This is a genomic window from Flavobacterium daemonense (assembly GCF_007341385.1).
Lineage (GTDB): Bacteria > Bacteroidota > Bacteroidia > Flavobacteriales > Flavobacteriaceae > Flavobacterium > Flavobacterium daemonense.
Window position 1 is genome coordinate 33,560 of the sequence record NZ_VJYD01000004.1, and the last position, 12,797, is coordinate 46,356.

The 12,797-nt window shown below is 35.1% G+C and carries 11 protein-coding genes; 8 read left to right on the forward strand and 3 right to left on the reverse strand.

Annotated elements, in window-relative coordinates; all coding sequences use genetic code 11:
• The first annotated feature begins 68 nt into the window (after positions 1 to 68).
• From thrA to FND99_RS06400, 8 genes are all read left to right on the forward strand, one after another.
• Positions 69 to 2,516, forward strand: coding sequence for a bifunctional aspartate kinase/homoserine dehydrogenase I (thrA, locus tag FND99_RS06365; protein WP_144337136.1), 2,448 nt, complete (start codon positions 69 to 71; stop codon positions 2,514 to 2,516).
• A gap of 145 nt (positions 2,517 to 2,661) precedes the next feature.
• Positions 2,662 to 3,582, forward strand: a complete 921-nt coding sequence (locus tag FND99_RS06370) for a homoserine kinase (RefSeq protein WP_144337137.1) — start codon at positions 2,662 to 2,664, stop codon at positions 3,580 to 3,582.
• 233 nt (positions 3,583 to 3,815) lie between these two features.
• A complete protein-coding gene (gene thrC, locus FND99_RS06375; RefSeq protein WP_144337138.1) occupies positions 3,816 to 5,105 on the forward strand; it encodes a threonine synthase in 1,290 nt (429 codons plus the stop codon).
• A gap of 112 nt (positions 5,106 to 5,217) precedes the next feature.
• Positions 5,218 to 6,183, forward strand: a complete 966-nt coding sequence (locus FND99_RS06380) for a hypothetical protein (protein ID WP_144337139.1) — start codon at positions 5,218 to 5,220, stop codon at positions 6,181 to 6,183.
• 73 nt (positions 6,184 to 6,256) lie between these two features.
• The gene (locus FND99_RS06385) at positions 6,257 to 7,105 is read left to right on the forward strand and encodes a hypothetical protein (protein ID WP_144337140.1); all 849 of its coding nucleotides are present in this window, start codon (positions 6,257 to 6,259) and stop codon (positions 7,103 to 7,105) included.
• A gap of 292 nt (positions 7,106 to 7,397) precedes the next feature.
• Positions 7,398 to 8,930, forward strand: a complete 1,533-nt coding sequence (locus FND99_RS06390; RefSeq protein ID WP_144337141.1) for a S10 family peptidase — start codon at positions 7,398 to 7,400, stop codon at positions 8,928 to 8,930.
• A 198-nt stretch (positions 8,931 to 9,128) separates the two neighbouring features.
• On the forward strand, positions 9,129 to 9,635 hold the full coding sequence (locus tag FND99_RS06395) for a GNAT family N-acetyltransferase (RefSeq protein WP_144337142.1): 507 nt from the start codon (positions 9,129 to 9,131) through the stop codon (positions 9,633 to 9,635).
• A 15-nt stretch (positions 9,636 to 9,650) separates the two neighbouring features.
• Positions 9,651 to 10,199, forward strand: coding sequence for a HutD family protein (locus FND99_RS06400; protein ID WP_144337143.1), 549 nt, complete (start codon positions 9,651 to 9,653; stop codon positions 10,197 to 10,199).
• Positions 10,200 to 10,509: 310 nt separating this feature from the next.
• Here the strand turns inward: FND99_RS06400 and FND99_RS06405 are convergent, their stop codons facing one another.
• From FND99_RS06405 to FND99_RS06415, 3 genes are all read right to left on the reverse strand, one after another.
• Positions 10,510 to 10,893: a DUF3037 domain-containing protein gene (locus FND99_RS06405; RefSeq protein ID WP_144337144.1), complete on the reverse strand. Its 384-nt coding sequence runs from the start codon at positions 10,891 to 10,893 to the stop codon at positions 10,510 to 10,512.
• Positions 10,883 to 11,665 (reverse strand): HipA family kinase, encoded by a 783-nt coding sequence (locus tag FND99_RS06410; RefSeq protein ID WP_144337145.1) that lies wholly within the window; start codon positions 11,663 to 11,665, stop codon positions 10,883 to 10,885. The genes FND99_RS06405 and FND99_RS06410 overlap by 11 nt, the downstream gene beginning before the upstream one ends.
• Before the next feature lie 190 nt (positions 11,666 to 11,855).
• On the reverse strand, positions 11,856 to 12,701 hold the full coding sequence (locus FND99_RS06415) for an NAD(P)H-hydrate dehydratase (RefSeq protein ID WP_144337146.1): 846 nt from the start codon (positions 12,699 to 12,701) through the stop codon (positions 11,856 to 11,858).
• Positions 12,702 to 12,797: the final 96 nt, after the last annotated feature.

Genomic DNA, 12,797 nt, shown 5'->3' on the forward strand with positions numbered 1-12,797 from the left:
TTCACAGTTGATAACCTTTGAACCTTTGTTACTCAAACCTTTGCACCTTATTAAAAAATATCAAAAAAATGAAAGTATTAAAATTTGGCGGAACTTCGGTTGCCAATGCTCAAAATATAAAACTCGTTCTCGAAATTGTTAAGCAAAAAGCCGAAAAAGACAAATTAGTTGTTGTAGTTTCTGCCTTAAGCAAAGTGACCGATTTACTGCAATTGGCAGCGGCAAAAGCGGCAGCAAACGATGAAAGCTTTAGAGAAGTTGTTGCCGAAATCGAGAAAAAACACCTTGATACACTAAAAGAATTGATTCCGGTAAGCGGGCAAAGCAGTTTGTTGAGCCATGTAAAAAGAATCATTAATCACTTAGAAACGTTGTTAGACGGCTGTTTCTTGCTTGGCGAATTATCTCCAAGAACTGCTGATACTATTTTAAGTTTCGGAGAATTGCTTTCGTCATACATCATCGCTCAGGCGTATCAGCAAATCAACAATGACGCGGTTTATAAAGACAGCCGTGAACTGATTAAAACAAATGCTGATTTTGGGAAAGCGGTTGTAAATTTCGAAATTTCAAACAAATTAATTCAGGAATATTTTGCTTCAAATGATTCAAAAATCAATATTCTACCAGGTTTTATCGCGCAGACTTTAGACGGAATCACTTCGACTTTAGGTCGTGGCGGATCGGATTATACTGCGGCAATTATCGCGGGAGCAATTGATGCAGAACAACTTGAAATCTGGACTGACGTGAACGGAATGTTTACTGCAAACCCTAAAATCGTAAAACAAGCACAGCCTATTGCGAACATTTCATATCAGGAAGCGATGGAATTATCGCATTTTGGTGCCAAAGTTTTGTATCCGCCAACAATTCAGCCAGTTTTAAGAAAAAATATTCCAATTTTAATCAAAAACACTTTTGAACCGGAAGCTGTTGGAACTTTAATTTCTGATACTGTTGTATCAAAAGATACTGTTGTAAAAGGAATCAGCCATATCGACAATATTTCGCTTTTAACGCTTGAAGGTCCCGGAATGATTGGAGTTGCTGGTTCGTCAAGACGTTTGTTTGAAGTATTGTCTCAGGAAAAAATCAACGTAATTTTTATTACTCAAGCTTCTTCTGAGCATTCAATTTGTATCGGAATTTTAAATTCGGATGCTGATAATGCCGAAGCTGCGATCAACAGAGCTTTTGAAATCGAAATTGCGCAGAACAAAATCGATCCTTGCTATGTAGAAAAAGACCTTTGCATTATTGCTTTGGTTGGTGAAAACATGAAAAACCACCAAGGTTTGAGTGGAAGAATGTTCAGCACTTTAGGGAAAAACAACGTCAACATTCGTGCGATTGCGCAAGGTGCTTCTGAAAGAAATATTTCGACTGTAATCAATGAAAGAGATGTTAAAAAAGCGCTGAATACTTTGCACGAAAATTTCTTCGAAGAAAACACAAAACAGCTGAATTTATTCGTAATGGGTGTTGGAAACGTTGGCGAGAAATTCATCGAACAAATTCACAATCAAAGAAAGTTCTTAAAAGAAGTTTTAAAAATCAATGTTCGCGTAATTGCGTTGTCGAACTCAAGAAAAATGCTTTTTGACGAAGACGGAATTTCATTAAAAGACTGGCAATCAACTTTAGAAAAAGGAGAAACTGCAATTCCAACAGAATTCATCGCGCGTGCAAAAGAATTGAATTTACGCAACAGCATTTTCGTAGATATTACAGCAAATGCAAGCGTTTCTGAAATGTATGAGAAATTCTTGAAAGAAAGTATTGCAGTTGTAACTTGTAATAAAATTGCTTGTTCATCTGCTTACGACAACTATAAAAAATTAAAAAGCTTATCTCGCCAATACAACGCTCCGTTTTTATTTGAAACGAATGTTGGTGCGGGATTGCCAATTATTGATACTGTAAAAAACCTTATTGCATCTGGTGATAAAGTGCATAAAATTCAGGCGGTTTTATCGGGGAGTTTGAACTTCATTTTCAACAATTTCGATCAAAACAATTCTTTCCACGATGTGGTTAAAGAAGCCGGAGTTCAAGGATTCACAGAACCAGATCCAAAAATTGACTTAAGTGGCGTTGACGTAGCTCGTAAAATCCTGATTCTTATTCGCGAAAGCGGTTACGAAATGGACATCGATGCCATTGCAAATGAATCGTTTTTACCAGCAGAATGTTTAGCAACAACAAACAACGATGATTTTTTTGCTTCGTTAATCAAACACGCCGCTCATTTTGAGAACATTTACAAAGAAGCTTTAGCCAAAGATTCAAGATTGAAATATGTAGCGCAATTCGAAAACGGAAAAGCAAGCGTTGGTCTGCAATTCATTCCGAAAGATCATCCTTTCTACAATTTAGAAGGAAAAGACAACATCGTATTGTTCTACACTGATCGCTACGTAGATCAGCCTTTATTGATAAAAGGAGCTGGAGCTGGAGCAGCGGTAACAGCATCAGGAATTTTTGCTGACGTTATTAGAATTGGAAATATCTAAAGAGGTACAAAGGTGCAAAGGCACAAAGGGACAAAGTTAAAAACCTTTAAACCTATGAATCTTTGCCACTATGAACCTTAAAAAAACAATAAGTAGTAAACCTCTAAACCTTTGAGCCTTTGCCACTATGAACCTTTAAAAAGAAATGGAAATAAAATTATTCTGTCCCGCTACAATTGCAAACCTTTCATGCGGATTTGACGTACTTGGACTTTGCTTAGACAATGCGGGCGATGAAATGATTGTTCGAAAAGTCGATCAAAAAGGAGTTCGAATCACTAAAATTGTCGGTGCCGATTTGCCTTTGGAAACCGAGAAAAACGTCTCTGGAGTTGCTGCTTTGGCGATGCTTGAAACTTTAGGCGATTTGGATTTTGGCTTCGAAATCGAAATTTATAAACACATAAAAGCCGGAAGCGGGATTGGAAGCAGCGCCGCAAGTTCTGCCGGAGCAGTTTTTGGAATTAATGAATTATTAGGAAGACCGTATTCTCGTAAAGATTTAGTTCAGTTTGCGATGCAGGGGGAAAAATTGGCCAGCGGAAACGCACATGCCGACAACGTTGCTCCTGCCCTTTTAGGTGGCTTTACTTTGGTAAGAAGTTATGCGCCACTTGATATTATCAGAATTGACAGTCCAGAGGAATTATACGCAACGGTGGTTCACCCTCAAATTGAATTAAAAACTTCTGACGCACGTTCGGTTTTGAAACAAAACGTTTCCCTAAAAAGCGCCATCATGCAATGGGGAAATGTAGGCGGACTTGTAGCAGGTCTTTACACTAAAGATTACGAATTAATCGGAAGATCGCTTCATGATGAAATCGTAGAACCTTTACGAAGTGTTTTGATCCCGGGATTCGATCAAATCAAACAAACGGCTTATGAAAATGGTGCTTTAGGTTCAGGAATTTCGGGTTCTGGTCCATCAATTTTTGCTTTAAGCAGAGGAAAAGAAACCGCTGAAAAAATCGCAAAAGCCATGAGCGACGTTTACGAAAAAATGAATTTACCGTATGAAATTCACGTTTCGAAAATCAATCCCGATGGCGTTAGGATCTTGTAAAATGTGAGATGTATTAAGTAAGAAGAAGACATAGTTTGTCATTTCGACGGAGGAGAAATCTTCACTAGAAGCTCGACAAAGATTGGAATTTCGTTGCGGAGTTACTTGCGGAGATTTCTCCTCCGTCGAAATGACAAGAAAAACGAATATAATTATTGGAATTTAGAATTTAAAAATTTGGAATTTCCCTCCAAAAAATCTAAAATCTAAAGTCTAAAATCTAAAATTTAGAAATGAAATACTACAGTTTAAACCATAATGCCCCAAAAGTTTCTTTCAAAGAAGCCGTAATACAAGGATTAGCAACTGACAAAGGATTATATTTCCCAGAAAGCATTACTGCTTTAGATCCTTCATTTTTTGATAAAATCGAAAGTTTAAGCCACGAAGAAATTGCTTTTGAAGCGATCAAACAATTCGTTGGCGATGAAATACCTGCAGACAAATTAAAAGAAATCATTGCCGAGACTTTAGTTTTTGATTTTCCGGTGGTGAAAGTCGAAGACGGAATCTATTCGTTAGAATTATTTCACGGTCCTACAATGGCTTTTAAAGACGTTGGAGCGCGTTTTATGTCACGTTGTTTGGGTTATTTCAACAAAGATAAAAAAGACGCTAAAAACACTGTTTTAGTAGCCACTTCCGGTGATACTGGAGGAGCAGTTGCTAGCGGATTTCTTGGCGTTGACGGCGTTGATGTTGTCATTTTATATCCGTCAGGAAAAGTGAGCGATATTCAGGAAAAACAATTGACTACTTTAGGACAAAACATTAAAGCGCTTGAAGTGGATGGTGTTTTTGATGATTGTCAGGACATGGTGAAAAAAGCGTTTTTAGATGAAACTTTGGCACATAAAAACCTGACTTCGGCGAATTCTATTAATATTGCGCGCTGGTTACCGCAAATGTTTTATTTCTTCTTTGCTTACAAAGCGTTGAAAAGCCAAAACAAACCTTTAGTTTTCTCTTGTCCAAGCGGGAACTTCGGGAATATCTGTGCCGGAATTATGACAAAGAAATTAGGTTTGCCAATTGAACATTTTGTAGCGTCTACAAACGTAAACGATACGGTGCCAAGATTCTTGGAAAACGGAAAATACGACCCAAAACCTTCTAAAGCAACAATTTCTAACGCAATGGACGTTGGAAACCCAAGTAACTTTATTAGAATTCAGGAATTGTACAATAATGACTTAAAAGCTTTCGAAAAAGATTTCTCTTCTTATAGTTATACTGACGAAGAAACCCTAGTTGCTCTAAAGAAAATCTATAACATAGATGGTTATATCGCAGAACCGCACGGCGCTGTTGGTTATTTAGGTTTGAAAAAAGAATTGGAAAAACACCCTAACGCAATTGGTATTTTCTTAGAAACAGCGCATCCTATTAAGTTTTTGGATGTTGTTGAACCTGCTTTAGGAATTACACTTCCTATTCCTGCTCAAATTGAGAGTGTTATTAATGAGGAGAAGGTTAGTGTGAAGATTGGGACTTATGAGGAGTTGAAGTATTTCTTGGGATAAGAATTTATTTTATAAAAAATAAAACCACAAATTATACTGACTTTATATTAGTGTAATTTGTGGTTTTTTATTTGTAATTCGTATTAGCTTTTTATAAGGAAAATTATTATGTTTGAAAACACAAGAATTCAACAACCTAGCATCGCAAATGGAAAATAATAATTGGTGGGGAAATTCTTTCCTTGGAAAAGATTTTGAAAAAAAATTTGAGGAATACACAAAGAAAAAAGTTGAAAAACGAACAGAAGATGCTGATTTTTTTCTCGACATTCTCATCGAACAAGGAATAATTAAACTAAGCAAGGAAAAAGTAAAAGACTATTTTACAAAATGGTTTCTAGAAAACAAAGAGTTTGATTTACAGATTAAAGATGGAGATTTAGCAATTGAAGATGGAGACTTAAAATTTGTTCCAGATTTTAATAAAGATGACATAGTTGGATTCATAAATTGGTTTGAAAATGAAAAAACTGAATTTATAGATTATTTAAAAACCAAAGGAGTAAAAATTGACAATGAAAAAGATTTGGAAATTAAAAACTCTGGGAATTTAATAATTAACAATAATAGCAATGTTCATAATCAGTCAATTGCAAATTCTGATAAAAAGAAAAAATGGGAGAAAGGAACAATTATCAGTTTGATAGGTCTAATTATTGCATTTACTGTTTTATTATTCGGTAACAATCTGGTATCAAGGTTTTCAGATGATTCTAAAAGCCAAAAACAACTTTTAAAAGAAAGTAATAAAGATATTATTGTTAAAACTTTTAATTTACCATACTTAGAAAATTATCCAATATTAGACAAAGGTTTGTTTCTAAAATATTATTTTAATTCTCTTATAGTTGGCGGAGCTAATATTGACGGAATTAAGATTAATACTCGTGGAAAAAATGGAAATAAACTAGAAATAAATAGAGAAACGTCAGATAACAATTATGAAATTGACATAAATGAAGAACCATATATTGAGATAGAATATAAGAAGAAATTCTACTCCATTGAAATTACAGGACAACACTACTCTTTTCTTTGTAAAATAAATGAAATTAAGAATCCAACTCTGGATTTATAAAACATGTAAAGGAAATTTCACATATACTTAGTTGGCGATAATTATACTGAAATCAGAAATTAAACGGAAAAAATTGATAAAAAAACTTTTAAATTACAAAGAATATCTCCCGATAATCGCCTTGATTATGTACGGTTTTGGTTATATATATCAAAAAATATTCTATTCTCATTTTGGAATTGAAATAGAATATTATACATCATTTAGTGATTTGCTCTTTTTTACTGTAAATTTTATTGTTTTTATAGGATTTCTACTTTTATTGACAGAAATCATTCTTATGATCTTAACTCATTATCCTTTATTATTCTTTTTTAAACATTTTTATAAATCCCAAAGAAAAAAATATAATTCAGACGAAGAATTTTATAAGAAAGAAGTAGAAGAAAGAGTGGAAGAAAATTACACAGGATCGTCATTAATAATTTTAACTTTTATTCTAATTTGGGCTATATTTTTTGCAAAAGAATTTGTTTACCCCTTTTCTATTTATTTTTGTCTTTTTATCATAAAGTTTCACAAATTAGTAAAGAAATGGAATCCCGAAGATGATAAAATAGATATTGGAATTAGTTTGGCTGAAGTATTTACCTCGATGTTTTTCTTTTTTTTTCTTCTAATTCTCATCTTTTTTGCATTCAAAGACGCTAAGGATTTAAAAGAAAATAAAAGCAATAAAAAAATAGAGTTCTGCGACAATGAAAAACAATATTCAACATTATTACAAAGTAATTTAATTTACATTGGTGAAACTAGTAACTACTTATTTCTTTATGACAAACAATTAAAAACATCTTCTGTTTTTAACAAGAATAATATAGGAAATTTTACAATTGTTGACCCCACAATTATTACAAAAGAAGAAATGGATGAGATAAATTCAACTAAAAACTTAATTGAAAAAATTATAAATCCAAAATAACTATCATGAACTGCTACAATAATAGATTTGACAAGTATTTGTTTTTGTCTATGAACTAATTTTGCAAATAGGCGAATCTAATTATAATTTCAATTAGACCTTATATAAAAAAGTTGCTCCTCGCTAGCGCGAGCGTCCCGCTCGTGAACACAAAGAAATTCAAAACCCAATTGGAACGTTCACGAGCGAGACGCTCGCGCTAGCAGCACATACAAAACTCTCTTTAAGACTAAAAATCATCGCTTATTATTTTTTTATATCTTTAAAAACTCTAATAACATACCCAAATTCGATGAAAAAAATATTCACTTTATTCCTTTTAGCGGGATTTCTTACTTCACACGCGCAGGAAGCAAAACCAAAAACTACGGATACACCTCCGGCTAAAAAAGAAGAAAATTCACCTGCCAACCTTACTTTCAATCCAGATTCTCAAGTCGTAACAAATCATACAACGACGATAAAAGGACAAAAAGTTCCGTACAAAGCAACAACCGGAACCATGCCTGTTTGGGACGAAGACGGAAAAGCAATTGCTGGATTATTTTATACGTATTATGAGCGTTCTGACGTAAAAGATAGGGATTCGCGTCCTTTGGTTATTTCATTTAATGGCGGTCCTGGATCGGCTTCAGTTTGGATGCAGATTGCTTATACGGGACCAAGTTTATTAAATATTGATGATGAAGGATATCCGGTACAGCCTTACGGAATCAAAGAAAACCCGTATTCTATTTTAGATGTTGCTGATATCGTTTTTGTAAACCCTGTAAACACAGCGTATTCAAGACCTACAAGCAAAGAAATCCCTGCTGCAAAATTCTTTGGCACAAATGCCGACATTAAATATTTAGCCGATTGGATCAATGGTTTTGTAACCCGCACGAATCGATGGGCTTCGCCTAAATATCTGATTGGTGAAAGTTATGGTACAACTCGTGTTTCTGGATTAGCGCTTCAATTGCAAAACAATCAATGGATGTATCTAAATGGAGTGATTTTGGTCTCTCCTACTGATTTAGGAATAACTCGTGGTGTTGTTTCTGATGCTGCTCTTAAATTACCTTATTTTGCAGCGACTGCTTGGTATCATAAAATGCTTAGTCCTGATCTCCAAAACAAAGATTTAACAGATATGCTACCCGAGGTTGAAGATTTTACTATAAACGAACTTCTTCCTGCAATGAGCAAAGGAGGATTTTTGGAAGAACAAAAAAGAAAAGAAATTGCGACTAAAATGGCACGTTATTCTGGTATATCAGAGAAAGTTATTCTGCAAAACAATCTAGACGTTCCTTATGATTATTTTTGGAAAGAACTCTTAAGAGACAAAGGTTACACTGTAGGAAGACTTGATTCAAGATACAAAGGAATTGACCGTAAAGACTCAGGCGAAAGTGTTGATTTTAATGCTGAGCTTACTTCTTGGTTGCATTCGTTTACTCCTGCAATCAATATGTATGTACGCAATAATCTTAATTACAAAACGGACTTTAAATACATGATGTTTGGCTCTGTACATCCTTGGGACAGGTCTAATGATAAAACTGGCGAAAACCTGAGACAAGCGATGGCACAAAATCCATATTTACATGTAATGGTGCAATCCGGATATTATGATGGCGCCTGTGACTATTTTAATGCGAAATACGATTTATGGCAAATGGATCCAAGTGGAAAACTAACAGATAGAATGTCATGGAAAGGCTACAGAAGCGGTCATATGATGTATTTGAGAAAAGCTGACTTAGAAGCTGCAAATGAAGACATCAGAACATTCATAAAACAATCATTGCCTAAAGCTGGCGAGCCTGCAAAATATTAAATCTGATTTCTTTATTCAAAACAAATACAAAATCAATTGCCTCCAGCTTTAGCTGGAGGTTTTGTTTTATAGAATAATTCGGCTTTAGCCAAAAAACGTTAAAGATTAGGCTGAAGCCATTTTCTAATGTAATTTTGTTCCTCCTGTTAAAGCTGGAGGCAATTTAATTTTATAAAATACATTTCATTTTAATACATAATGATTACAAAATCAACATTACAAGACATTCCCGCATTAACAACTCTCATAAATTCTGCCTACAGAGGTGAAACTTCTAAAAAAGGCTGGACAACCGAAGCGCATTTGCTAGAGGGAAAAAGAACCGACGAACAGGAAATGACAGAAATTTTCCAAAATTCAAAAAATACGATTCTGAAATTCACTGAAAATAAAAAGATTATTGGTTCGGCTTTATTGGTTGAAAAAGGGCATCAATTGTATTTGGGAATGCTCACGGTTTCTCCAGAACTTCAAAATAGCGGCATCGGGAAAAAGCTTTTGGCTGAAGCCGAAAATCATGCCAAATCTTTGGGATTGTCAAGTATTATTATGACGGTTATTTCGGTTCGTGAAGAACTTATTGCATGGTACAAACGTCATGGTTATGTGGATACAGGCGAAAGAGAAGCTTTTCCTGAAAGCGGTGTTCATGTTATGGTTTCTGAAGAACCTTTAGAATTTATTTTCTTAGAGAAACAGCTTTGAAAATTTAGAAAACAAATGAACATACATCTTTTATCTAAAGAAAGTAGCAAAGCCTCTGTTTGGAGTGGCGGATTGACATATGAATATATGATATATCCGAAAACAGCAAACTATGCTGATAAGGATTTTCTATTCAGAATTAGCAGTGCTACAATAGAGGAAGCGCCTTCAGAGTTTACCAAATTTAAAGGCTATTATCGATATTTGGTTATGCTTGATAACTGCTTAAATATTGAGATAAATAAAGAAAAAAGAACGTATGAGAAATATGAAATCTTGGAATTTAATTCGGATGATGACGTGACTTCTTATACAAAAGGGATTGATTTTAATTGGATGGTTTCTGAAAAAATAAGCCAACACAAACTGATAAAAACGAATAGTGAGCAGCATTATAATGCTCAAATAATAATTTTATTTTTTTTAGATACAACAGTTATTAAAATTAATGAGAAATCATACCATTTGGAACCTTATGATTTATTGGTAGTTGAAAATCAAGAAAAGGAAAATATAATGCTTGATTTTTCTAATGAATGTCTTGTTGGAATATTGGGTTTTTGATCTACGTTTTTTTAATCTCGCAAAGACGCAGAGTCGCAAAGTTTTTTTTTATCCCCGCATTATCCTCAATATTGTCATTTCGAGGAACGAGAAATCCTCGCAAGTAGCTCCGCACAGAAATGTTGCCAATCTTTGTAGAGTTTCTTGCGAGGATTTCTCGTTCCTCGAAATGACAAACTGTTATGGGAACTTTGTCTAAAAACTTTGCGACTCTGTGTCTTTGCGAGATTTTTACAATACGTTACACGCACTGCAGAGCGTCTCTACGAAAAACCTTTGTCGCTCTGTCCCTCTGTAACTTTGTCCCTCTTTAAAGAACCAATTCTTCAAACAAACGCTGAATCGTTTTCTCCAAATCCTGACACAAACCAGGATGAGGTCTGGAAGTTTGTATTGCAGAACTCCTAATCGCGGTTAACCATCTAAAACGCTCCGGAATCTCAAATGCAGCAATTGGACCGCCATCTTTGGCACCGTTGGCGATTTTTGCTAAAGAGGTTAGATTGCATTCTAATTGTTCGATATCAAAATCGTTAGAAAGTGCTTCTATTTTTTCTTTATTCAAATGAAAAAGAACATTTATAAACTTGGCTTTTTTGCAAAACAAAATGATTCCGATATTCAGGAATTCTTCGCGCTCTACCCTTGGCACAACACGAATCACAGCATATTCGTATAAGTGATTATCTTGCATTTTGAGCCTGATTTACAAATATTTCTGAATTCTCTAATCTTGTTTTTAAAAACTGCAGGTACACATTTCGTAATGCTTCTGGCGTTTCATCTGCATCTTCCCATTGCAACCAATCAACTGGAATCGTATTTACAATTTCTTCCAAAATTTCCGGAGTCAAAATCGCTTTAAATTCGGCATCAACTTCTTTTAAAAGTGAAGCTTGAGGCAATAAAACATGATCTTTAATCAACGCAAACGGGCTTTTAGCATGCTGTTCCCAATTGTTCCAGGAATGATGGAAATACAAACACGCGCCGTGATCAATCAGCCATAATTCTTTATGCCAGATCAGCATATTGGTATTTTTGAAAGTTCTGTCAACGTTTGTGATATAAGCATCTAACCAAACAATCTGTGAAGCTAATTTAGCATCAACCGTTGTTACTGCAGGATCAAAAGTGATTGCGCCAGATAAAAAGTGAAGCGCCAGATTTAATCCCTGACTTCCTTGTAGTAAATCCTGAATTTCCTCGTCGGCTTCGGTTCTTCCGAAAGCTTCGTCGAGGTTTGCGAAAACTAATTCTGGTAATTGTAGTTTTAAAGCTTTTGCTATTTGTCCGCCAACTAATTCGGCTATAAGGGCTTTTACGCCGTGACCGGCACCTCTAAATTTTAATACGTATTTAAAATCGTCATCGGCTTCTGCCAAAGCGGGTAAAGAACCACCTTCGCGCAGTGGCGTGATATATCGCATGACGTTTACCGTTCTGAGATCGAAGTTGTTTTCCATATTACAAACTTAGTAATTTAACCGCAAAGAGCGCAAAGGTTTACGCAAGGTTCGCAGTGTTTTTTTAATCTCGCAAAGACGCAGAGTCGCAAAGTTTTATATTCTTTGCGACTCTGCGTCTTTGCGAGCAAATTCAGCAACAATATTAAAACACTAGCGTTCTTGGCGTAAACCTTTGCGCCCTTTGCGGTTAAACTAAACTCAAAAAAGCTTTTCCCAGATTTTCAATAATATCCGAGGCAATAAAAGATTCATAACCCGTTTTTGGCAACGCAATATCAGCTGTTAAACCGTGGAGGAAAACGCCTAGTTTTGCAGCGTATTTTGGTTCGTAACCTTGTGCGAGCAAACTGGTTATGATTCCGGTTAAACCATCGCCGCTTCCCGCTGTGGCAAGAGCTGCGTTTCCGGTTGTATTTTGGTAGATTTCGGTTTTGTTGATGATGAATGTCGGTGCGCCTTTCATAACGATAATCACTTTGTATTTTTCCGAAAAAGAAATTGTTTTTTGAAACTTCTCTGATTCCGAATTCCAATTTCCTATCAAACGCTCCAATTCTTTAGGATGAGGAGTCAAAATCGTATCTTCAGGAACTAATTCCAGCCAAGACAAATTTTCGGAAATAATATTCAGAGCGTCGGCATCAAGAACTAATGGCATTTTGTTTATCCTCAAAAACTCAAATAATGCTTTTTGAGTTCCGAGTTCCTTTCCTATTCCTGGCCCAATTCCGATGGCCTGCGGAAGTAAAGGTAACTGAATATTGGTGATGAAATTTGCATTTTCATCAGTCACAACCATAACTTCGGGAATTGAAATTTGAAGAATTTGATAACCGCATTTTGGCACAAACGCTGTTACGAGACCGCAACCCGTTTTTAAACACGATTTTGAAGCCAAAACTGCAGCACCTATTTTGCCATAACTTCCGCCAATAATCACCGCGTGACCTTGAATTCCCTTATGTGTTTGCGGATTTACAGGCTTGTAGATTTTTAAGATTTCTTCTTTTGTAACTAAATATGGAGCTTTCATTTTTGTTTAAGTTTTTTTGCCACAGATTTAAAGGATTAAAAAGATTTTTTTTTTGCTACACTAAAAAATTATTTTCTTTCTTTTAGAATTTAAATC